The following is a 22141-nucleotide window of genomic DNA, read 5'->3' as shown; positions in this document are numbered from 1 at the left end:
GGTCAGCGCTCCTGGGGGTGCGGGGTGGAGGTGGGGTCGAGGTCGTCGCCGGAGAGCAGCAGGTAGAGCACCGACATCCGCACGGAGACGCCGTTGCGCACCTGGTCCAGGACCGTGGAGCGCGGGGAGTCCGCCGCGGCGGAGGAGATCTCCAGCCCGCGGTTCATGGGCCCCGGGTGCATGATCGCCGTGGCGGCCCCGGCGGCGTCGAGGGCGGCGACCCGCTCGGGGGTCAGCCCCCACTCCCGGGCGTACTCCTGGGCGGTCGGGAAGAAGGCGGCGTGCATCCGCTCCCGCTGCACGCGCAGCATCATCACGGCGTCCGGGGCCGGGTCCAGGGCGTCGTCGAGGGAGAAGACCACCCGACACGGCCAGTCCGCGATGCCGACGGGCAGCAGGGTGGGCGGGGCCACGAACGTGACCCGCGCGCCCAGGGTGGTGAACAGCCACAGGTCGGAGCGGGCCACCCGGGAGTGCAGGACGTCGCCGACGATCACCACGTGCATGCCCTCGAGGTCGAGCCCGCGGGTGCTCTCGCGGCCCTCGGTGCGGGCACGGTGCTGGCGCAGGGTCATGGCGTCGAGCAGGGCCTGCGTGGGGTGCTCGTGGGTGCCGTCGCCGGCGTTGACCACCGCGGCGTCGATCCAGTCGGACTCCGCGAGCTGCTGCGGGGAGCCGGAGGCCGAGTGCCGGATCACCACGGCGTCGGCGCTCATCGCCGCGAGGGTCTGGGCGGTGTCCTTGAGGGACTCCCCCTTCGAGACCGAGGAGCCCTTGGCGGAGAAGTTGAGGACGTCCGCGGACAGGCGCTTGGCGGCCGTCTCGAAGGAGATGCGGGTGCGGGTCGAGTCCTCGAAGAAGAGGTTGACCACGGTGCGGCCCCGCAGCGCGGGGAGCTTCTTGACGGAGCGCTGGCCCACGGCGGCCATCTGGTCCGCGGTGTCCAGGAACGTCAGGGCGGCGTCGTAGGAGAGGTCCTTCGTGGACAGCAGGTGCCTCATGCGCCGGTTCCCGGCACGGTGGTCTCGATGACCACGCAGTCGGCGTTCTCCGCCGTGCGGGGCTCCGGGTCGGTCTCGGCCAGCCGGACCCGGACCTTCTCCTGGGAGGAGGTGGGCAGGTTCTTGCCCACGTGGTCGGCGCGGATGGGCAGCTCCCGGTGGCCGCGGTCCACGAGCACGGCGAGGCGGACCACGCGGGGCCGCCCGACGTCCACGAGGGCGTCGAGGGCGGCGCGCACGGTGCGCCCGGAGTACAGGACGTCGTCGACGAGGACCACGGTGCGCCCGTCGATGCCCTGCACGGGGATGCGGGTCGGCTGGGGGGCGCGGGCGGGGTTCTTGCGCAGGTCGTCGCGGAACATCGTGACGTCGAGCTGGCCGAGGCTCGCGGCGGCGTCGAAGCCGGTGTCGGAGGCGGCGATCTTGGCGGCGATCCGCTGGGCCAGCGGATAGCCGCGGCGCGGGATGCCGAGCAGGACGAGGTCCGAGCTGCCCCTGTTGGCCTCGAGGATCTCGTGGGCGATGCGCGTCAGGGCGCGGTCGATGTCGGCTGCCGAGAGGATGACGCGCGCGGTCGCGGGTCCCGTCGAGGGACCGGCCGCGGAGGTGTCGTCGTTCATGGGTGCCGCCTCCTTCCCCGCCTCACAGGACGGACTTAAAGGTTGCTTGCTCGCCCCAAACTAGCACAGCGGCCCTGACGCCCCGGGCCCGGTGTGACGCCCGCCTCCCCCGGCGACCCGGCCCGGGCTAGGCGCTGTGGTCGGCCCGCTCCCACCAGGCGGCGGTGGCCGCGGCGGAGCCGAGGGCGACGAGCGCGACGCCCAGGACGCCGCCCGGACCGGCGGCGGCGTCCGGGCCGGCCGTCCCGGCGAGCAGGGCGGGCACGGCCCAGGGGAACCACGCGCCGTGGCCGACCGCGGCGAGCACCTGGGCCACGAGGACGGTGAGGAAAAGGACCGCCACAGCGGGCAGGTAGCCACGGCCCACGCTCGCGGCCAGCCCGTAGGACGCCGCCAGGCCCGCCGTGAGCAGCCCGGTGCCGAGGACACCGGCGGCCCCGCGCAGGGCGACGCCGGCCGACCAGCCGGGCAGTCCCAGGGCCGCGCCGAGGGCGAGCACGAGCACGAGGAGGAGCACGGTGAGCGCCGCGCACCAGGCGAGCAGCAGCAGCAGCTTGGCCAGGACCACGGCGGTGCGGGAGGTGGGCAGGGCCAGCAGGTCGGTCGCGGTCCGGTCGGAGAACTCCCGGCCGAAGAGCCAGATCGCGGCGGTCCCGAAGATGATCAGCCCGCCCACCGCGACGGTCTGCGCGGTGAGCGCGAAGTACCCCGGCCAGTCCGCGGTGCCGCCGGTGAGCTGCGCCTTGGCGCCGAGCAGCCCCAGCGCCCGGGCCCGGTCGACGTCCTGGAGCACGTACATGAAGAACGCCCCGACCGCGGCGGCGAGGGCCACGGCCCCGGCGGTGGCCCAGGGCACGCGGGAGCGGCGCAGCTTCAGCGCCTCCGCCCCGAGGGCGGCCGCCGGCTCACCGGTCACCGGGGCGCTCCCGCCGGTGCTCCGCGCCCACCAGACGCAGGAAGTAGGCCTCGAGGTCCTCGCGGACCACCACGAGGCCGGTGGGGGGCACGCCGCCGTGGACGAGGGCGGCGGCCACGGCGTCCGGGCGGTCCGCGGCGCCGGCGTCGCCGAGCACGACCGCGGGCCCCGCGCGGTGCGCGTCGTAGCCGGCGGCGGCCAGGACCCGCACCGCCCGGGCGTCGTCGCGGGTGCTGAGCTCCAGGTGGCGGCGGACCCGGTCGGGCAGGGCGGCCGTGGCGAACTCGTCGAGCAGTCCGCCCCGGTGCAGGACGCCGATCCGGGTGGCGAGGCGGGCGACCTCGCCCAGGATGTGGCTGGAGAGCAGCACGGCGGTGCCGTGCTCGCGGGCGAGGCGTTCGAGCAGGGTGCGGACCTCGACGACGCCGGCCGGGTCCAGTCCGTTGACGGGCTCGTCCAGGACCAGCAGGGACGGGCGGTGCAGCACGGCCCGGGCCAGGGCCAGGCGCTGCAGGTTGCCCCGGGACAGGACGCGGGCGCGGCGGTCGGCGTGCTCGCCCAGCCCGAAGAGCTCCACGGCGTCCTGCACCGCGCTCGTCGACCGCAGCCGGCGCAGCCGGCGGGCGACCTCCAGGTTCTCGCGCACGGTCAGCTCCGGGTAGGCGGAGGCGGTCTCCACGAGGTAGCCGACCTCCGCCCAGACCGACCGGTCGCCGCGCCCGCGGCCGAGGACCGTGACGGTCCCGGCCGAGGGCCGGACCATGCCGAGGACCGTCCGCATGACGGTGGTCTTGCCGGCGCCGTTGAGGCCCAGCAGCGCGTAGACCTCCCCCGGGCGGACCTCGAGGGTGACGCGGTCGACCGCGCGCACGGTCCCGTAGTGCTTCGAGACGCCCTGCAGGCGCAGCGCGGGAGCTGTCATGCGGACCTCCCCGGGACGCACGGTCGTGGTCCCGGAATGGTAGCTCCCCGGGCGGGGTCCGGCGGCCCCGTCAGCCGAGCAGGGTCGGCTTCATCTGCTGCAGCCGGCCCAGCAGGCCGTTGACGAAGCGCGGGGAGTCGTCGCCCGCGAGCTCCTTGGCGAGGCTCACGGCCTCGGCCACGGCGACCCCGTCCGGGACGTCGTCGTTGAACAGCAGCTCCCAGGCCCCCACGCGCAGCACGTTGCGGTCCACCGCGGGCATCCGCTCGAGGGTCCAGCCCTGGGAGTACGTCTCGAGGTACTCGTCGAGCTCACCGCGGCGCATCGTGACGCCGAGCACGAGCTCCTCTGCGTACGGGGAGACCTGCGAGTCGCTGTGCATCCGGCGCCGCTCCATGACCTCGCGGGCGTCCTCGGAACGCTGCTCGGCCTCGAAGAGGATCTCCACGGCGCGCCGGCGCGCCTTGCCCCGGGCGCTCACTCGTTGACGCGGCCCAGGTAGTCACCCGTGCGGGTGTCGACCTTGACCTTGGTGCCCTGCTCGAGGAACAGCGGCACCTGGATCTGGTAGCCGGTCTCCACGGTGGCGGGCTTGGTGCCGCCGGTGGAGCGGTCGCCCTGCAGGCCCGGCTCGGTGTAGGTGATCTCGAGGACCACGGACGCGGGCAGCTCGATGTAGAGCGGGGCCCCCTCGTGCAGCGCGATGGTCGCGTTGAGGTTCTCGAGCATGAAGTTGGCGGCGTCGCCCACCACCTCACCGGGGACGGTGATCTGGTCGTAGGTCTTGTTGTCCATGAAGACGTAGTCGGCGCCGTCCTGGTACAGGTACTGGTACTCGCTGCGGTCCACCGTGGCGGTCTCGATCTTGGCGCCGGCGTTGAAGGTCTTGTCGACGACCTTGCCGGAGGTGATGTTGCGCATCTTGGTGCGCACGAACGCCCCGCCCTTGCCCGGCTTCACGTGCTGGAACTCGATCACGTTCCAGAGGTTGCCCTCCAGCTTCAGGACGGTGCCGTTCTTGATGTCGTTGGTCGTAGCCACAGGTTCTCTCTCTGGTTGTCTGCGAAGTCGGCAGGTCGGCGCGGACAGGGGGTGTCGTCCCGGACCGCGGACCAGTCTAGCTGGGCGCGTCCTCGGCGATCTCCTGGTAGCTCGCGAAGAGGATCGCGGGGTCGGGGACCTCGAGCACGCGGGGCCGGCCGACGGCGTCGAGGACGACGAAGCGCAGCAGGTTCCCGCGCGTCTTCTTGTCCCGCTTCATGACCTCCAGCAGCCGCGGCCACTGGTCCCACCGGTACGCGGTCGGCAGGCCGAGGGAGGCGAGGATGCTGCGGTGGCGCTCGACGACGTCGTCGGCCAGGTTCCCGGCGGTGCGGGCGAGCTCGGCGGCGAAGACCAGCCCCACCGAGACCGCGGCGCCGTGGCGCCACTGGTAGCGCTCGTTGTGCTCGATCGCGTGGCCGAGCGTGTGCCCGTAGTTGAGCATCTCCCGGCGGCCCGCCTCGCGCAGGTCGCCGGAGACGATCTCGGCCTTGACCCGGATGCTGCGCTCCACGAGCTCGCGGACCACCTCGGACTGCGAGTCGCGCACCGCCTCCGGGTGGGCCTCGATCAGCTCGAGGATCCGCTCGTCGGCGATGAAGCCGCACTTGACGACCTCCGCCATGCCGGTGAGCAGCTCGTTCTCGGGCAGCGTCCGCAGGGTGTCGAGGTCGCACAGCACGGCCGCGGGCGGGTGGAAGGCGCCCACGAGGTTCTTGCCCTCGGCCGTGTTGATCCCGGTCTTGCCGCCCACGGCGGCGTCGACCATGCCGAGCAGGGTGGTGGGCACGTGCACCACGCGCACGCCGCGCAGCCACGTGGCGGCCACGAACCCCGCGAGGTCGGAGACCGCTCCCCCGCCCACGGACACGATCGCGTCCGAACGGGTGAAGTCGTTCTGCCCCAGGACCTGCCAGCAGAAGGACGCCACCTGGACGTGCTTGCCCTCCTCGGCGTCGGGGATCTCGGCGGTGAACGCCTGGTAGCCCTGACCGCGCAGCTCCTCCATGACCACGTCGCCGGTGCTGCGCAGCGCCCGCGGGTGGATGACGAGCACGCGCTGGACCCGGTCGCCGAGCACGCGGGGGACCTCGCCGAGCAGCCCGTGGCCCACGAGGACGTCGTAGTTCTCGGCCGGGCGCTCCCCGGTGACGGGGATGGTCGTGACGGTGCGGGGAGCGGACTCGCTCATGCCTGGGCCTCCTGGGTGCTGTCGGTGGTGCCGCCGGCGCTCCGCGCGGAGCGCAGGCGGGTGAGCTCCGCCTCGAGGTCGGCGCCGATCTCGGCGACGGGCCGGTTGCCGCGGCCGTCGAGGGTGATGTCGGCGAGCTCCTCGTAGCAGGCGCGCCGGGACTCGTAGAGCTCCTGCCAGCGTCGCTCCGGGTCCGGCTGGAGCATGGGGCGGGTCCGGTTGCCGCTGATCCGGGGCAGCACGGTCTCGGTGTCCACCTCGAGGTAGGCGACGAGCTCGTGGCGCAGCAGCTCGCGGGTGGACGGGGTCATGGGGGCGCCGCCGCCCACGGAGAAGATCGCGTTGGCGTGGTCCGGGTCCCGCAGGATCTCGGCCACGGTGTCCGCCTCGAGGTCGCGGAAGTACTTCTCGCCGTGCTCCGCGAAGATCTTCGAGATCACGCCGTACCGGGAGACGATGACCTGGTCGGCGTCCACGAAGTCGTAGCCGTAGAACTTGGACATGTGCAGGGCCAGGAAGGACTTGCCGGCGGCCATGGGCCCGATGAGCACCACGGGCCGCTGCGGGGTCTCGGCGGCGTCGGCCGGGGCGGGGAACTGCGCGTTCACGCCTGGGCCTCCCCGGTCTCGGCGGGCGCCACCGCATCTGCGGGGGCCCCGGTCTCGGCGGGGGCCACGAGGGGGTCGCCCATGTGGTCGTCGCGCGCCGCGGCGGCGTCGTCCCCGAAGGCCCCGAGCTCGCCGGCGGAGTGCAGGGACTCCGGGATCGCGGCGAGGTAGGCGTCCTTGTTGCGGGCGGTCTCGGTGATCGAGTCCCCGCCGAACTTCTCCGTCACGGCGTCGGCGAGCACGAGGGCGACCATCGCCTCGGCGACCACCCCGGCGGCGGGCACGGCGCAGACGTCCGAGCGCTGGTGGTGGGCGCGGGCGGCCTCGCCGGTGGCGACGTCGACGGTGCGCAGCGCCTTCGGCACGGTGGCGATGGGCTTCATGGCCGCGCGCACGCGCAGGACGTCACCGATGGACATGCCGCCCTCGATCCCGCCGGCGCGGTTGCTCACACGGCGCACGACGCCGTCTGCGCCGCGGGAGATCTCGTCGTGGGCCTCGGAGCCGGGCCGGGCGGCGGTCAGGAAGCCGTCCCCGACCTCGACGCCCTTGATGGCCTGGATGCCCATCAGGGCCCCGGCCAGGCGCGAGTCGAGCCGCCGGTCCCAGTGCACGTACGAGCCGAGCCCCGGGGGCAGCCCGTAGGCGAGGACCTCGACGACGCCGCCGAGGGTCTCCCCGTCCTTGTGGGCGGCGTCCACCGCCGTCACCATGGCCTCCGCCGTGGCGGGGTCGAAGCAGCGCAGGGGGTCGGCGTCGAGGCCGGGGACGTCGGCCGGCAGCGGGCGCGGGGCGTCCACCGGGGCGCTGACGGCGCCCACGGCCGTGGTGTGGGAGACGAGCTGCACGCCCACGGCCTCGAGGATCTTCGCGGCGACGGCGCCGAGGGCCACGCGCGTGGCCGTCTCCCGGGCGCTGGCGCGCTCGAGCACGGGCCGCGCCTCGTCGAAGCCGTACTTCTGCATGCCGGTGAGGTCCGCGTGGCCGGGGCGGGGGCGGGTCAGGGGGGCGTTGCGGGCGCGGCCCGCGAGCACCTCCGGGTCCACGGGGTCCGCGGACATCACCTCGCGCCACTTGGGCCACTCGGTGTTGGCGATCTCGATCGCCACCGGTCCGCCCTGGGTCACGCCGTGGCGCACGCCGCCGAGCAGGCGCACCTGGTCCTGCTCGAACTTCATCCGCGCGCCGCGCCCGTAGCCGAGCCGGCGGCGGGCCAGGGCGTCGCGGACGTCCTGGCTGGTCAGGCTCACCCCAGCCGGGACGCCCTCGATGATCCCGACGAGCGCCTCGCCGTGCGACTCGCCGGCCGTGAGCCAACGCAACATAACAACTCTTTCCGTTCGGGGTCTCGGCGACAGGGCCCCGCGGGGCGCGGCCGCCGACAGGTCTCAGGTGCGGGGCAGGGACGGGGCGGTAAGGATGGGCCGCCCCACGGCCGCGCACATCGCGGCGACCACGTCCTGCTCGCGGGGCAGGGGTGTGCCCGGATCGCGGCCGGTGAACAGGCGGATCTGGTCCACCGCCTGGAAGATCAGCATATCGAGTCCCGGGGCCACCGCTCCCCCGGCCCGGGACCAGGCCGCGGCCACCGCCGACGGCCACGGGTCGTAGGCGGCGTCCAGGAGGACGCCCGTGGTGGTCGGGGCGGCGGCCTCCAGCTGCGCCGCCAGCTCGTCCGCGCCGTGCGGCGGGAGGGTGGAGATGACCACGTCGTACGCGGCCAGGAGGCCCGGCGCCTCGTCCCACGCCCGCAGGTGCACGGGGATCCCGAGCCGGCGCCCCGCCTCGAGGGCGCGCCCGGCGCGGGTGGCGGAGCGCACGAAGACGTCCACGGAGGCGGCCCCGAGCCGCTGCGCGGCGGCGACGGCGGCCGTGGCCGTGCCGCCCCCGCCGAGGACGGCGGCCCGGGGGACGGCCGGCACGGTGCCCGCCGCGAGCACCGCGCCCACGATGCCGGTGACGTCGGTGTTGTGGCCGAGCACGGTCCCGTCCGGGCGGAAGAGCAGGGTGTTGACCGCGCCGACCGCCGCCCCGAGGACCGTGAGCTCGTCCGCGCACGCGGCGGCCACCGACTTCAGGGGCATCGTCACCGACAGCCCGCGCCAGGCGGGGTCGGACCGGCGGGCGTCGACGAACGGCGGGAGCTGCTCCTCGACCAGGTCGTGGGCGTCGTAGTGCACGTCCTCGCCCAGCACCGCGTACGCGGCGCGGTGCAGGTCCGGGGACCTCGAGTGGCCGATGGGGTGGCCCACCACGGCGGCGCGGGCGGGACTCACCCGCACCGGCCCTCGTTCTCGCTGCACCACTGGTTGTACTCCTCCACGTACCCCAGGTGCTCCGCGTAGGTCTCGGCGAACTTCGTCTCGCCCGTGTCCAGGTCCACGGTCACCCAGAAGTAGTAGTCGTTGTCCTGCGGGTCGGCGGCCGCGACGATGGCGGCGTCGCCCGGGGAGCCGATGGGGCCCACCGGCAGGCCGGGGTTGGCGAAGGTGTTGTACCGGTTGGACTCGTCGCGGCGCTCCTCCTCCGAGAAGTCGTAGCTGCGGCGGTCGAGGCCGTAGGTCACGGACGCGTCGGACTGGATGAACCCGGAGGTCTCGCCGTCGGGGTTCTCGAGCCGGTTCTCGATCGCGCCGGCCACCACGTCGTAGTGCTCGGGCTGGACCTCGAACTCGATGATCGAGCCGATGGTGAGCACCTCGAAGATCTGGTCCTCGTCGCTGATGCCGTTGTCGTCGAGGGTCGTGCGGGTGCGGTCCACCATCGTCTGCAGGATCTGCTCCGCCGTGGCGTCCAGCGGGAACCGGTACTCGCCCGGGTGCAGCCAGCCCTCGAGGGTGGGGAAGCGGTCCGGGATCCCGAACGTCGCCGTGTCCTCCCGGTACGCCTCGAACTCGGAGACGGGGATGCCGGTGGACTCGCTGAGGACCCCGAACACGTCGGTCATCCGCAGGGTCCGGTTGACCGCCGCGTAGTGGGTGGCCTCGTCCTCCTCCATGAGCGCGTCCACGGCGGCCTCCGAGCTCATCTCCGTGCGCAGCTCGTACTCGCCCGGCTGGATGAACTGCTCGGCGTGCTCCTCCTGGTAGGTCTCGACGAACGTCTCGGCGTCCGCCACGATCCCCTGCGCCTCGAGGGCCACGGCGATCTGGCCGGTGGTGGCGCCGTCGGCCACGGAGAAGGTCACGGGGTCCTTGCCGTCGCCGCGGTAGTCGCGGACCTCGAACCACCGGAAGGTGGAGCCGAGCACGGACACCGTGATCAGCGCGGCGAGCAGGAACAGGGCGATGGCCGTGGTCAGGGACACGCGGCCGCGGCGCCGGCGCCGCTTGACCTGCTCGGGGGTGAGCTCCTCGTGCTCGAAGACGCCGCGCAGGCCCGTGGAGGGCTCCCGCGAGGACGGGGCGTCCAGGAGGCTGCCCAGACCGCCGCCGGACGACTCCCGGGGCGCCTCGGGTCGGCGGGGCGCCGACTGGTCGTACGGATCGTCGCTCACGAATGCTCTCCGTCCGGATCGGTGGTCGTCAACGGTGCCGTCCGCGCCCGGTCGGGCGCTCCGGCGGTGTCCTCGGCGGTGTCCTCGGCCGTGTTCCCGGCTCCGGTGGACGACTCCCCGCGGTGCGCCGCGGCGGGACCCTGCCCGTCGCGGTCACCCCCATTATGCGGGACGGCGGGTTCCACGGCGCCGGGGACCGGCGGGTCCACCGGCGCGCCGGGCTCCGCCCCGGTCGCCCTGGCCCGGTCCACGGCGCTCTGCAGGATGGTGGCCGCGGCCACCTGGTCGACCTTGTCCATGTGGTCGCGGCGGGCGACCCCGGCCTCCAGCAGCGCCCGGTGGGCGTCCACGGTGCTGAGGCGCTCGTCGACCAGCCGCACCGGCACGTCGCGGCCCTTCACGCGCAGCCGCCGCACGAGGGCCTCCGCGTAGTCGCGCGCCATCGCGGTCGAGGCGTTCTCCCCGCCGTCGAGGCTGCGGGGCAGCCCCACGTAGACGGCGACGACGTCGTGCTCCTGGACCAGACCGGCCAGCAGCTTCACGTCGAAGCCCTTCCGGGGGTCGCGCCGCAGCGTGGTGAGCGGCGTGGCGAGGATGCCGTCGGGGTCGCACAGGGCGACCCCGACGCGGACGAGGCCGACGTCGACCCCCATCCGCCGTCCCCGGGCGTAGGCGTCGCTCACGCGGCGGCGCCGCCCGTCGCCCGGGCGATGTCGGCCAGCACCGCGTCCAGGGCGTCCCCCGTCCGGGCCGGGTCCTGCCCGCCGCCCTGGGCGATGTCGTCCTTGCCGCCGCCGCCGCCGCCGAGGACCTTGGCGGCCGTGCGCACGAGCCGGCCGGCCTGCACCCCGGCCGCGCGGGCGCCCTCGGTGGTCGCCACGAGGACCAGGGGACGGCCCTTGGCCGTGCCCGTGACGGCGACGACGAACGGCTCCGCCGTCATCCGGCCGCGCAGGTCGAGGGCGAGCGAGCGGACGTCATCGGCCCCGGAGACCTCGCCCATGTCGTGGGTCAGGACCTTCACGGCGCCGACCTCCCGCACCCCGTCGAGCAGGGAGCCGGCCTGCGCCTGGAGCTTCTCCCGGCGCAGGACCGCGAGCTCCTTCTCGGCCGACTTCAGCTTCTCGAGCGTGCCCGCCAGGCGCTCGGGCAGCTCCGCGGAGGACTGCACCTTGAGCATGCCGGTGAGCTGGTGCACGAGGGTCCGCTCGGCCGCGAGGTGGCGGAACGAGTCCAGGCCCACGAGCGCCTCGACACGGCGGTTGCCCGAGCCCACGGACTGCTCGGTGAGCAGGGTGAGCGAGCCGATCTGGGCGGTGCCGCCCACGTGCGTGCCGCCGCACAGCTCCCGGGACCAGGGTCCGTTGAGCTCGACCACGCGCACCCGGTCCCCGTACTTCTCGCCGAACAGGGACATGGCGCCCATGGCCTTGGCCTCGTCGAGGGCCATCTCCTGCGTGACGACCTCGTGGTTGGCGTGGATCGCCGCGTTGGAGACCTCCTCGATCTCCTGGCGCTGGGCCTCGGCGAGCCCCTCGCCCCACGCGAAGTCGAAGCGCAGGTACCCCTCCTTGTTGAAGGAGCCGCGCTGGACGGCCTCGGGGCCGAGGATGTCGTGCAGGGCCGCGTGGACGATGTGGGTGCCGGTGTGGGCGGCCTCGGCGGCGCGCCGCCGGGCGACGTCCACCTGGGCGAGCACCGTTGCCCCGGAGAGGGCCTCGCCCTCGCGCACGACCGCCTGGTGCACGGACAGCCCCTTCACGGGCTGCTGGACGTCGGTGACCTCGAGCACGAAGCCGTCGCCGCTGATGGTGCCCCGGTCGGCGGCCTGGCCGCCGGCCTCGGCGTAGAACGGCGTCTCGTCGAGGACGACCTCGACGTGCTCCCCGGCCGAGGCTGCGGGGACGGTCACGCCGTCCTGCAGCAGGGCGCGCAGCACGGTCTCGTGGCCGAGCCGGGTGTAGCCGGTGAACACCGAGCCGCCCTCGTCGACGAGCCGGCGGAACACCGAGAGGTCGGCGTGGGCGCCCTTCTTGGCGCGGGCGTCCTGCTGCGCGCGGTGGCGCTGCTCCTCCATGAGACCGCGGAACGCCGTCTCGTCGACCGCGACCCCGGCCTCCGCGGCCATCTCGAGGGTCAGGTCGATGGGGAAGCCGTAGGTGTCGTGCAGGGCGAAGGCCTCCGCGCCGGAGACGGCCTGGCCCTGGCGCCGGGCGCCTGTCACCGCCTCGTTGAGCCGGGTGGTCCCGGACTCGATGGTCTTCAGGAACGCCCGCTCCTCGGCGTAGGCGATCCGGGAGATCCGCTCGAAGTCCTCGGCCACGTAGGGGTAGACGCCGCGCATCGCGTCCCGGGAGGCGGGCAGCAGCACGGGCAGGCAGGGCTCGGTGACGCCCATCAGGCGCATCGCGCGGATCGCGCGGCGCAGCAGGCGGCGCAGGATGTACCCGCGGCCCTCGTTGGACGGGCTCACGCCGTCCGCGATGAGCATCAGCGAGGAGCGGACGTGGTCGGCGACCACGCGCATCCGCACGTCGTCGTCGTAGCCCTCCTCCCCCGGCTTCTCGGAGCCGTGGTACCGCTTCCCCGACAGCTCGGACGCCCTGTCCAGCACGGGGCGGACCTGGTCGGTCTCGTAGAAGTTCTCGACGCCCTGGAGCAGCATGGCCAGGCGCTCGACGCCGAGGCCGGTGTCGATGTTCTGCTCGGGGAGGTCGCCCAGGATCTCGTAGTCCTTGCCCGAGCCCTCACCGCGCTGGTACTGCATGAAGACGAGGTTCCAGATCTCGATGTACCGGTCGTCGTCGACGGCCGGCCCGCCCTCCCGGCCGTACCGGGGGCCGCGGTCGTAGAAGATCTCGGAGTCGGGGCCCGCGGGGCCGGGCTGGCCGGTGTCCCAGTAGTTCTCGTCCCGGCCCAGCCGCTGGATCCGCTCGGCGGGCACCCCCACGGTGTCCTTCCAGAGCGTGTAGGACTCCTCGTCGCCCTCGTAGACGGTCACCCACAGCCGGTCCGGGTCCAGGCCGAAGCCGCCCTTCTCGAGCGGGCTGGTGAGCAGCTCCCACGCCATGGGGATGGCCCGCTCCTTGAAGTAGTCGCCGAAGGAGAAGTTGCCGGCCATCTGGAAGAACGTGCCGTGCCGGGCGGTCTTGCCCACCTCGTCGATGTCGAGGGTGCGGATGCACTTCTGGATGGACGTGGCGCGCCGGTAGGGGGCGGTCTCCTGGCCGAGGAAGTACGGGATGAACGGGACCATGCCCGCGATCGTGAACATGGCACCCGGCTGGGAGGAGATCAGCGAGGCGGAGGGCACCACGGTGTGGCCCTGGCCTTCGAAGTAGTCCAGCCAGCGCTTGGTGATTTCCTGAGAGAGCATTACCGGTGCTTTCCTTCGCGTTCGGTCGAGGGGTCGGTGGGCTCCGCCGCGGCCCCGGCCGCGCCGGGGGCGGCGGTGCCGTCGAGCACCGGCGGGGCGGTGCGGCCGGCGGCGAGACGGCCGTCCTGCGGCCGGGGGGCGGCGACGCCGAAGGACTCGCGCAGCTCGGCCTCGCGCTCGTCCATGCCCGCGCGCACGGTGGCGGCGAAGCGGTAGAGCCGGGAGCGCCAGTCCCCGGGGCGGGGGGCGCGCGCGGCGCCGGTGCCGCCCGGCACGGAGAGGTCCTGGCCGGGTGACCGGGCGAGGCGGGTGGCGGCGGCGCCGAGCACGCCGCCGGCGGCCACGAGGGCGAGCCTGCCCCAGAAGCTCATGGCCGGTCCTCCCCCGGGGCGCCGGGGACCTGCTCGTCGGCGTCCCCGAAGCGGTCGGCCCGGTGGGAGCCGTGCGGGGCGGTGTCGCCCGTGAACGCCCGGCGGACGCCGTGCGAGAACGCGGCGACCTTGATCAGCGGCTGGCCCACGGTGGAGGCCACCAGGGAGGACAGCGCGGAGACGTTCGCGGAGGCGTCGGAGACGTTGGTCGTGATCCCGTCCACCTTCTCGAGCTGCGAGTTGGTGGTCGAGACGGTGCGGGTGACCTCGTCGATGAGGGGGACGGTCTCGTTGTTGAGCGAGCGGATCGTCAGCCGCAGCTCGTCGAAGACCTTGCCGAGCTTGAGGATCGGCACCGCGAGCAGGAGCACCAGCACGGCGAACACCCCCGCGGCGAGCAGTCCTGCGATTTCTCCACCGGTCATGGGGCGGCGCGCTCCTTGCTGGTCGGGTCGGGGGGCCGGGGCGGCGGGACCGCCCGGGCGTGCGGGGACGGGCACCGGCGCGGTGCCCGGGGATCAACTGTACCGAACGGAAGAGCCCGCGGCGCAGGCGCCGCGGGCTCTCCGCAGGGAAGGCCCTGCCCTCGGGGTGTCCCGGTGGCAGGAGCCCGCAGGATCAGGCCATGCGGGCGTAGTACTCCACCACGAGCTGCTCCTCGCAGGTCACGGGGACCTCGGCGCGCTTGGGCTTGCGGACCAGCTTGGCCTGCAGCTTCTCGATCTGCACGTCGAGGTAGCCCGGGGTGTCGGGCAGCACGGCCTGGTGCGCGCCGGCGGCGGCGACCTGGAAGGGCACCATCTTCTCCGACTTGGCGTGCACGTGGATCAGCTGACCCTCCTTGACCTGGTAGGAGGGGCGGTCCACCCGCTCGCCGTCCACCAGGATGTGGCGGTGCACGACCATCTGGCGGGCCTGGGCCATGGTCCGGGCGAAGCCGGAGCGCAGGACCAGGGCGTCCAGGCGGGACTCCAGCAGGGCGACCAGGTTCTCACCGGTCTGCCCCTCCTGGCGCTTGGCCTCGACGTAGGCGATGTGCATCTGCTTCTCGCGGATGTTGTACTGCGCCCGGAGACGCTGCTTCTCGCGCAGCCGGACGGCGTAGTCCGAGTCGGCCTTCCGGCGGGCACGGCCGTGCTCACCGGGGCCGTAGGGACGGCGCTCGAAGTACTTCTCGGCCTTCGGGGTCAGGGCGATCCCGAGGGCGCGGGACTTGCGCACCTGGCGGCGCGCACGCGTGTTGTTAGCCACGTTTACCTTTCACAATGCGGTGCCCTCCCCCGTCCGGCGGGCGGTGCGGGGGGAGCGTGTTCTGTTCGGTCCGGCCTCCGAGGACGGGATCGGTCCCGCCGGAGAGGTGAGGATCAGCCGCAATCCTCCTGTCCTGCAAGCGCCGTGGCCGCGCGCCGCGCACCGTGGTTGAGGCGGTGCGCCGGGCGTGCGGGAGCACGGGCCTTGCCGGCCGACGTCCCACTATAGCGTGTGCGGGGCCGTGGCGCGCCCCGGGGTGCTCGCGCCGGGACCGGGCCGGCCCCCGTCCCGGTCCCGGCGCGCCGGAGCGCCGCCCGGGAGTCCCGGACGACGCTCCGGCGCACGAGCCCTCGGCGCGGACGCGGTCAGTCGACGTCCTCGTCCACCCAGTCGAAGGTCTTGGTGACGGCCTTCTGCCAGTTGCGGAACAGCCGGCCGCGCTCGGCGTCCTCCATCTGCGGCTCCCAGCGCTTGTTCTCGGCCCAGTTCGCGGTGACCTCCTCCGTCCCGGACCAGAAGCCGACGGCGATGCCCGCGGCGTAGGCGGCGCCGAGGGCCGTGGTCTCGGTGACCTCCGGGCGGATCACCGGGACCCCGAGCTGGTCCGCCTGGAACTGCATGAGCAGCTCGTTGGCGGTCATCCCGCCGTCCACCTTGAGCTCGGTGATGTCCACCCCGGCGTCGGCGTTCATCGCCTCGACCACCTCGCGGGACTGGTAGGCCGTGGCCTCCAGGGCGGCCCGGGCGATGTGGCCCTTGTTGACGTAGCGGGTCAGGCCCACCAGGGCGCCGCGGGCGTCCGAGCGCCAGTACGGGGCGAACAGGCCGCTGAAGGCCGGGACGAAGTAGGCCCCGCCGTTGTCCTCGACCGACGCGGCCAGGGACTCGACCTGCGGCGCGGAGGAGATGATGCCCAGGTTGTCGCGCAGCCACTGGACCAGGGACCCGGTCACGGCGATGGAGCCCTCCAGGGCGTAGACGGCGTCCTGGTCGCCGATCTTGTAGCACACGGTGCTCAGCAGCCCGTTCTCCGAGTGCACCACCTCGGTGCCCACGTTCATCAGCACGAAGCTGCCCGTGCCGTAGGTGTTCTTGCCCATGCCCTTCTCGAAGCACGCCTGCCCGAACATCGCGGCCTGCTGGTCGCCGAGGATGCCGGCGATCGGCACGTCCTTGAGGAAGCCGCGGGTGCGGCCCTTGCCGTAGACCTCGGAGGAGGAGCGGATCTCGGGCAGCATCGACGTGGGGATGCCCATGTCGGCGCAGATCTCCTCGTTCCAGTCGAGGGTCGCCAGGTTCATCAGCATGGTGCGCGAGGCGTTGGTGACGTCGGTGACATGCACCCCGCCGTCCACGCCGCCCGTCATGTTCCACACCAGCCAGGAGTCGGTGTTGCCCATGAGCAGGTCCCCGCGCTCGGCCCGCTCCCGGGCGCCGTCCACGTTGTCCAGGATCCACTTGACCTTCGGGCCCGAGAAGTAGCTGGCCAGGGGCAGGCCCACCCGGTCCTTGTACCGGTCCGGGCCGACCTCCCCGCCGAGCTCCTCGGCGATCTTCTGGGTGCGGGTGTCCTGCCAGACGATGGCGTTGTAGACGGGCTCCCCGGTGGTGCGGTCCCAGACCACGGTGGTCTCGCGCTGGTTGGTGATGCCCACGGCGGCCAGGTCCCGGGCGTTGATCTCGGCGGAGGCCTCGGCGTCGGCGACCACCTTGCGGACGTTGCGCCAGATCTCCATGGGGTCGTGCTCCACCCAGCCGGCGCGCGGGAAGATCTGCTCGTGCTCGAGCTGGCCGGTGCTGACGATCGTGCCCCGGTGGTCGAAGATGATCGCGCGGGAGCTCGTGGTGCCCTGGTCGATGGCCATGACGTACTTGGTGTCGGTGCTCATGGGTGGTCCCTCACTTCGTTGTGGTGTCGTGGACGGGTCGGTGGTGGTGCGGGCGTCAGGCGGGAACGTTGGCGTACAGCTGGTAGAAGCCGCCGGCGAGCACGGCGCCGATGAGCGGGCCCACGACCGGGACCCAGGCGTAGGCCCAGTCGCTGGAGCCCTTCCCGCGGATGGGCAGCACGGCGTGGGCGATGCGCGGACCGAGGTCACGGGCGGGGTTGATGGCGTAGCCCGTGGGCCCGCCGAGGCTCGCGCCGATGCCGACCACGAGCAGCGCCACGGCCAGCGGCCCGATCTCCGAGGGCGTGTTGCCGAAGAGCAGGATCACGATGACGAGGACGAACGTGCCGATCACCTCGGTGACCACGTTCCAGCCGTAGGAGCGCACGGCGGGTCCGGTGGAGAACACGGCCAGCTTGGTCTCCCCGTCGATGTCCTCGTCGAAGTGCTTCTTGTAGGCGAGGAAGGCCAGCACGGCGCCCAGGAAGGCGCCGATCAGCTGCGCGGCGAAGTAGACGAGCGTGTTGACCAGGGTGACGGCCACCCCGGGGGCGTACTCCCCGGCGCCGCTGGCCCACAGGCCCACGGTCACGGCGGGGTTGATGTGCGCACCGGACTGGAAGGCCACGTACACACCGGCGAACACGGCCAGGCCCCATCCGAAGTTGATCATCAGGAACCCGCCGCCGAGTCCCTTGGTCCTCGGCAGCACGGCGTTGGCGACCACGCCGGCGCCGAGCAGGATCAGCATCGCGGTGCCCGCGACCTCGGACCAGAAGACGGTGGACAGGGAGATGGGCACGGTGGGCGCGACGGCCTGTACCACTGCGTTTGACATCGACAGCACTGCGACTCCTCAGGTGGTGCGGATTGGACGGACCGGCCGCCCGTCGGGGACGGCCGGTGTGGGGGGGGTGGGGTCAGGGGACGGGACTCGGTGGGACGGGTGGGTGCTCAGGCCTCGGAGGGGCGCACGAGCTCCAGGACGTCGGGGGCCGCTGCCCGTGCGGCGGCGGCGGCGGTGTCGTCCGGGGTTCTCGCGGCCTCGTCCTCCGCCGCGCAGCGGAGCCGGTAGGCCTCGACCTCGGCCCCCCGCCGCCGATCGTCCCAGCCGAGGGCCTCGGCCGCGAGGTCCGCGATCTCCTCGACCGCGTCGAGACCGTGGCGGGCCTGCTCCCACGTGAGCCGGGTGCGCGTGTCGAAGATGTCCTCGAGGTGCAGCGCGCCCTCGTGGGTGCAGGCGTGCACGATCTCCGCCCGCAGGTAGGCCGGGGCCCCCTCCAGGGGGCGGCCCAGGTCGGGGCGGTCCTCCACGAGCTCGGCGATCTCGGTGATCGCCGACCCGTAGCGGCCGAGCAGGTGCTGCACCCGCTCCTCGTTCCAGTCGTGCCGGGCGCCCAGGCTGCCGGCCTGGTGGCTGAGCGCGAGATAGCCCTCGGCGCCCAGCAGCGGAGTGCGGTCGGTGACGGAGGGCACGGCCTTGGCCCGCTCCTCGCCCAGGGCGAGGTCCACGGCGTCCTCGGCCATCACCCGGTAGGTGGTGAGCTTGCCCCCGGCGATCGTGATCAGCCCGGGGGCGACCTCGGTCACGGTGTGCTCGCGGGAGATCTTCGTGGACTGCGCGTCCCCGCCGCCCTTCTTCGTCCCGGGCTGCAGCAGCGGCCGCAGCCCGGCGTACGTGCCGATCACGTCCTCGCGGGTGAGCGGCCGGTCGAGGACCACGTTGGCGTGGTCGATGACGTAGTCGATGTCCTCCGCGGTGGCCACCGGGTTGACGAGGTCCTGGTGGTAGGGGGTGTCGGTGGTGCCGATGATCCAGTACCGCGCCCACGGGATGATGAAGAGCACGGACTTCTCGGTCTGCAGGATCAGCCCGCTCTCGCCGCGGATCCGCTCGCGGGGCACGATGATGTGGATGCCCTTGGAGGCGAGCACCTTCAGCCCGCCCTCGGCGTGGGCCAGGTCCTGGGTCTGCTCGGTCCAGACCCCGGTGGCGGCGATGACGGTCTTCGCCCGCACCGTGTGCTCCGCCCCCGTCTCGAGGTCGCGCACGGTGGCGCCGACCACCCGGCCGGTCTCGTCCGTGGGGAAGGACACGGCCCGCGTGCGGTTGGCGGCGAGCGCGCCGTAGCGCACGGCGGTGCGCACGATGGTGACGACGAGGCGGGCGTCGTCGACCTGGCCGTCCCAGTACTTGACGGCGCCGACCATGGAGCCGGGCTTGATGTCGGGGAAGACCCGCTGGACGCCCTTGAAGCTGTAGTGCCGCTGGTAGGGCAGGGTCGCGACCTTGGCGCCGATGTGGGCGAGGGCGTCGTAGAGGCCGATCCCGGCGGTGACGTAGGGCCGCTCCCAGAAGCGGTGGGTCAGCGGGTAGAGGAAGGGCACGGGCTTGACGAGGTGGGGGGCGAGGAAGTCCAGGAGCAGCTCGCGCTCGCGCAGCGCCTCGGAGACGAGCTTGAAGTCGAGCTGCTGGAGGTAGCGCAGGCCGCCGTGGACGAGCTTGGAGGACCACTGCGAGGTGCCGCCGGCCCAGTCCTGGGCCTCGACGATGCCGGTGCGCAGTCCGCGGGTGACGGCGTCCAGGGCGATGCCGGCGCCGGTGATGCCGCCTCCGACCACGAGGACGTCGAGCTCGGGGCCGTCGGAGAACTCGGCGAGTGCGCGGTCCCGTTCGGCGCTGGAGAGGGTGGGGTGGGCCATGGTGGGGAACTCCTCGGGGCGGGTGGTTGCGGTCGGGAAGGTGCTCTGCATCACACTCTGTCCTGGGTTGCACCTATGCTCAAAGCAAATGAACGGACGTGCAGGGAAGGGAGGGTCACATGCACGGTGATGCCGAGCTCCACCACGCGGCGGAGCTGTACTACGTGCAGGGCATGACGATGGAGGCGGTGGCGGACCGCTTCGGGGTCTCCCGCCCCACGGTCTCGCGGATGCTGCAGGCCGCCCGGGAGCGGGGCATCGTGCGGATCAGCCTCGCGGCTCCCCCGGACGCGGGACACGACCTGTCCCACCGGCTGCGGGAGGCCTTCGGGGTGACGGTGCACGTGGCGGGCACGCCGCGCACGGCCACGGAGCCGCAGCGGCTGGAGTCCGTGGCCCGGGCCGCGGCGGGGCTGCTGGGCGACTGGTTCGGGGACGGGATGACGCTGGCGGTCGCCTGGGGGATCACGACCTCGGCGATCGGGGGCCACCTGCAGCCGAAGGCCACGCGGGACGCGGTGGTCGTGCAGATGAACGGCGCGGTCAGCGCCCGTTCCACGGGGGCGGCGCAGTCCTCGGCGCTGCTCGGGCAGATGTCGGCGGCCTTCGGGGCCGCGCTGCTGCCCTTCCCCGCCCCCGCGTTCTTCGACCAGGAGGAGACGCGGCGGCTGATGTGGCAGGAGTCCTCGGTGCGGCGGGTGCTGGCGGTGCGCAACGCGGCGGACCTGGCGGTGTTCAGCGTGGGGGCCTTCCGCGGTCCGATGATCTCCCAGGTGTACACCAGCGGCTACCTGCCGGAGGACGCGCTCCGGGAGTTGTCCGCGCACCGGGTGGTCGGCGACGTGTGCACGGTCTTCCTGCGGGAGGACGGGACCTACGCCGACATCGACTACAACCGGCGGGCGAGCGGACCCACGCCCATGGAGCTGCGGCGGATCCCGCGCCGGCTGTGCGTGGTGGCGGGGGATCACAAGGTGCCGGGCGTGGTGGGCGCCCTGCGGGCGGGCGTGGTCACGGACCTGCTCATCGACGAGCGCACGGCCGCGTCGGTGGTGCGCCACCTGTTCGGCCGCTGAGCCCGGCGGTCACCGGCCCCGGACGATGCCCCGCAGGATCTCGAGGCGGTGGGCGATCTCGCGCTCGCGGCCGTGCTCGGTGGGCCGGTAGTAGTCGGTGCCCACGAGCTCGTCGGGCGGGTACTGCTGGGCGGCCACGCCGTTGGGCTCGTCGTGGGAGTAGACGTAGCCCCGGCCGTGGCCGAGCTGGCCCGCGCCGGGGTAGTGGGCGTCGCGCAGGTGGAGCGGGACGGGTCCGGCCCGGCCGGCGCGGACGTCGGCGATCGCCTCGTTGATCGCGGTGTAGGCGGCGTTGGACTTCGGGGCGGTCGCCAGGTGCGCCACGGCCTGGGCCAGCGGGATCCGCCCCTCGGGCATGCCGATGAGCTGCACGGCGTCGGCGGCCGCCACCGCGGTCTGCAGGGCGGTCGGGTCGGCGGTGCCGATGTCCTCGGAGGCGGAGATGATGAGCCGGCGGGCGATGAACCGCGGGTCCTCCCCCGCCTCGATCATCCGGGCCAGGTAGTGCATCGCGGCGTCGACGTCGGAGCCGCGGATCGACTTGATGAACGCGCTGACCACGTCGTAGTGCTGGTCGCCGTTCTTGTCGTAGCGCACCGCCGCCCGGTCGAGGGCCTCCTCGGCGTGCTCCCGGGTGATCACCGGCACCGGCCGCGCGCGGTCCCCGCCGTCGTCCCCGTCCGTGTCCCCGCCGTCGCCCCCGCCGGTGTCCCCGTCCATGTCGCGGTCGTCCGGCTGCTCCGAGAACGCGACCCCGGCGGCGGCCTCGAGGGAGGTCAGGGCCTTGCGGGCGTCCCCGCCGCACAGGTCCAGGAGGTGCTCGCGGGCCTCCGCGGTGAGCTCCACCTCGCCGTTCAGTCCCCGGGGGTCGGCGACGGCCCGGTCCAGCAGCGCCCCGATGTCGGCCCGCTCCAGGGGCTGCAGCGTGAGCAGCAGCGAGCGCGAGAGCAGCGGCGAGATCACCGAGAAGGACGGGTTCTCCGTGGTGGCCGCGACCAGCACCACCCACTGGTTCTCCACCCCGGGCAGCAGCGCGTCCTGCTGGGCCTTGGTGAAGCGGTGGATCTCGTCGAGGAACAGCACCGTGGTGCGCCCGTGCAGGTCCCGGTCCGTGAGCGCCTCGTCCATCACCTTCCGCACGTCCTTGACGCCGGCGGTGATCGCGGAGAGCTCCACGAACTTCCGGGACACGCCCCGGGCGATCACGTGGGCCAGGGTGGTCTTGCCCGTGCCCGGGGGGCCCCACAGGATGATCGACGACGGTCCCGCCGGGCCCCGGTCCTCCCCCGCCAGCACCTGCAGCGGGGAGCCGGGCTTGAGCAGGTGCTGCTGGCCCACGATCTCGTCGAGGCGGCGCGGGCGCATCCGCACCGCCAGCGGCGCCCGGGAGCGGGTGCGCCGCGCCCGGCCGGCCGGGCGGGCGGCACGGTCCGCCCCGTCCCCGGCGGCGCGGGGACCGGGGTCGGGGGCGTCGAGGTCGTCGAAGAGGGAGCCGGTCACCCCCTCAGGCTAGCGGCTGCACCCGTCGCGGCCTGTCGGACGAGGGGGCACAGGGCGTACGATCAGCACGCTGATCACGTCGGTGCCGGCGGCGGGCGCGCTCCGCCCGGCGACGGCCACGACCGCTGCGGCGCGGGGTCCACCGGGGATCCCGCCCGGCCGTTCCAGGAATGAGGTAC

General features: G+C 73.5%; 21 protein-coding genes. 1 reads left to right on the top strand and 20 read right to left on the bottom strand.

Features of this window, described 5'->3' with window-relative positions; translation table 11 throughout:
- Nucleotides 1-2: 2 nt before the first annotated feature.
- The 19 genes from AC6CH6_RS04890 to AC6CH6_RS04800 form a co-directional block, all read right to left on the bottom strand.
- On the bottom strand, nucleotides 3-1001 hold the full coding sequence (locus tag AC6CH6_RS04890) for an aspartate carbamoyltransferase catalytic subunit (RefSeq protein WP_498254249.1): 999 nt from the start codon (nucleotides 999-1001) through the stop codon (nucleotides 3-5).
- Complete coding sequence (pyrR, locus tag AC6CH6_RS04885; protein WP_498254248.1) at nucleotides 998-1621, bottom strand: bifunctional pyr operon transcriptional regulator/uracil phosphoribosyltransferase PyrR; 624 nt, start codon at nucleotides 1619-1621, stop codon at nucleotides 998-1000. Before pyrR ends, AC6CH6_RS04890 begins: the two co-directional genes overlap by 4 nt.
- A 127-nt stretch (nucleotides 1622-1748) precedes the next feature.
- On the bottom strand, nucleotides 1749-2537 hold the full coding sequence (locus tag AC6CH6_RS04880; protein WP_498254247.1) for an ABC transporter permease: 789 nt from the start codon (nucleotides 2535-2537) through the stop codon (nucleotides 1749-1751).
- The gene (locus AC6CH6_RS04875; protein WP_498254246.1) at nucleotides 2527-3459 is read right to left on the bottom strand and encodes an ABC transporter ATP-binding protein; all 933 of its coding nucleotides are present in this window, start codon (nucleotides 3457-3459) and stop codon (nucleotides 2527-2529) included. Before AC6CH6_RS04875 ends, AC6CH6_RS04880 begins: the two co-directional genes overlap by 11 nt.
- A 70-nt stretch (nucleotides 3460-3529) precedes the next feature.
- Nucleotides 3530-3940, bottom strand: coding sequence for a transcription antitermination factor NusB (gene nusB, locus AC6CH6_RS04870; RefSeq protein WP_031282389.1), 411 nt, complete (start codon nucleotides 3938-3940; stop codon nucleotides 3530-3532).
- Nucleotides 3937-4500 carry an elongation factor P gene (efp, locus tag AC6CH6_RS04865; RefSeq protein ID WP_133410212.1) on the bottom strand — a complete coding sequence of 188 codons (564 nt, stop codon included), beginning with the start codon at nucleotides 4498-4500 and terminating at the stop codon, nucleotides 3937-3939. The genes nusB and efp overlap by 4 nt, the downstream gene beginning before the upstream one ends.
- Before the next feature lie 76 nt (nucleotides 4501-4576).
- The gene (aroB, locus tag AC6CH6_RS04860; protein ID WP_498254245.1) at nucleotides 4577-5692 is read right to left on the bottom strand and encodes a 3-dehydroquinate synthase; all 1116 of its coding nucleotides are present in this window, start codon (nucleotides 5690-5692) and stop codon (nucleotides 4577-4579) included.
- Nucleotides 5689-6300 carry a shikimate kinase gene (locus tag AC6CH6_RS04855; RefSeq protein WP_017832293.1) on the bottom strand — a complete coding sequence of 204 codons (612 nt, stop codon included), beginning with the start codon at nucleotides 6298-6300 and terminating at the stop codon, nucleotides 5689-5691. The genes aroB and AC6CH6_RS04855 overlap by 4 nt, the downstream gene beginning before the upstream one ends.
- A complete protein-coding gene (gene aroC, locus AC6CH6_RS04850; RefSeq protein WP_498254244.1) occupies nucleotides 6297-7625 on the bottom strand; it encodes a chorismate synthase in 1329 nt (442 codons plus the stop codon). The genes AC6CH6_RS04855 and aroC overlap by 4 nt, the downstream gene beginning before the upstream one ends.
- A gap of 63 nt (nucleotides 7626-7688) precedes the next feature.
- Nucleotides 7689-8582 (bottom strand): shikimate dehydrogenase, encoded by an 894-nt coding sequence (locus tag AC6CH6_RS04845; RefSeq protein ID WP_498254243.1) that lies wholly within the window; start codon nucleotides 8580-8582, stop codon nucleotides 7689-7691.
- On the bottom strand, nucleotides 8573-9796 hold the full coding sequence (locus AC6CH6_RS04840; protein ID WP_368795948.1) for an endolytic transglycosylase MltG: 1224 nt from the start codon (nucleotides 9794-9796) through the stop codon (nucleotides 8573-8575). Before AC6CH6_RS04840 ends, AC6CH6_RS04845 begins: the two co-directional genes overlap by 10 nt.
- The gene (ruvX, locus tag AC6CH6_RS04835) at nucleotides 9793-10479 is read right to left on the bottom strand and encodes a Holliday junction resolvase RuvX (protein WP_498254242.1); all 687 of its coding nucleotides are present in this window, start codon (nucleotides 10477-10479) and stop codon (nucleotides 9793-9795) included. Before ruvX ends, AC6CH6_RS04840 begins: the two co-directional genes overlap by 4 nt.
- Nucleotides 10476-13172, bottom strand: a complete 2697-nt coding sequence (gene alaS, locus AC6CH6_RS04830) for an alanine--tRNA ligase (protein WP_498254241.1) — start codon at nucleotides 13170-13172, stop codon at nucleotides 10476-10478. Before alaS ends, ruvX begins: the two co-directional genes overlap by 4 nt.
- The gene (locus AC6CH6_RS04825) at nucleotides 13172-13543 is read right to left on the bottom strand and encodes a hypothetical protein (protein ID WP_498254240.1); all 372 of its coding nucleotides are present in this window, start codon (nucleotides 13541-13543) and stop codon (nucleotides 13172-13174) included. The genes alaS and AC6CH6_RS04825 overlap by 1 nt, the downstream gene beginning before the upstream one ends.
- Nucleotides 13540-13968, bottom strand: a complete 429-nt coding sequence (locus AC6CH6_RS04820; protein WP_498254239.1) for a DUF948 domain-containing protein — start codon at nucleotides 13966-13968, stop codon at nucleotides 13540-13542. The genes AC6CH6_RS04825 and AC6CH6_RS04820 overlap by 4 nt, the downstream gene beginning before the upstream one ends.
- Before the next feature lie 193 nt (nucleotides 13969-14161).
- Complete coding sequence (gene rpsD / locus AC6CH6_RS04815) at nucleotides 14162-14794, bottom strand: 30S ribosomal protein S4 (protein ID WP_017832285.1); 633 nt, start codon at nucleotides 14792-14794, stop codon at nucleotides 14162-14164.
- A gap of 365 nt (nucleotides 14795-15159) precedes the next feature.
- The gene (gene glpK, locus AC6CH6_RS04810) at nucleotides 15160-16683 is read right to left on the bottom strand and encodes a glycerol kinase GlpK (protein ID WP_133410219.1); all 1524 of its coding nucleotides are present in this window, start codon (nucleotides 16681-16683) and stop codon (nucleotides 15160-15162) included.
- Between the two features lie 55 nt (nucleotides 16684-16738).
- Nucleotides 16739-17521 (bottom strand): aquaporin, encoded by a 783-nt coding sequence (locus tag AC6CH6_RS04805; protein ID WP_419966973.1) that lies wholly within the window; start codon nucleotides 17519-17521, stop codon nucleotides 16739-16741.
- Between the two features lie 116 nt (nucleotides 17522-17637).
- Entirely contained in the window at nucleotides 17638-19437 is a 1800-nt protein-coding gene (locus tag AC6CH6_RS04800; protein ID WP_095650959.1) for a glycerol-3-phosphate dehydrogenase/oxidase, read from the bottom strand.
- A gap of 68 nt (nucleotides 19438-19505) precedes the next feature.
- On the opposite strand from AC6CH6_RS04800, the gene AC6CH6_RS04795 reads away from it, so the two are divergent.
- Complete coding sequence (locus AC6CH6_RS04795; RefSeq protein WP_095650958.1) at nucleotides 19506-20462, top strand: sugar-binding transcriptional regulator; 957 nt, start codon at nucleotides 19506-19508, stop codon at nucleotides 20460-20462.
- Between the two features lie 9 nt (nucleotides 20463-20471).
- Here AC6CH6_RS04795 and AC6CH6_RS04790 read toward each other — a convergent pair whose 3' ends face one another.
- Nucleotides 20472-21827: a replication-associated recombination protein A gene (locus AC6CH6_RS04790; RefSeq protein WP_498254359.1), complete on the bottom strand. Its 1356-nt coding sequence runs from the start codon at nucleotides 21825-21827 to the stop codon at nucleotides 20472-20474.
- Nucleotides 21828-22141 lie beyond the last annotated feature (314 nt).

The organism is Kocuria sp. GQ42 (genome assembly GCF_059758435.1).
The sequence above is the reverse complement of the archived record's forward strand: the minus strand, read 5'-3'. Positions and strand labels throughout refer to the sequence as shown.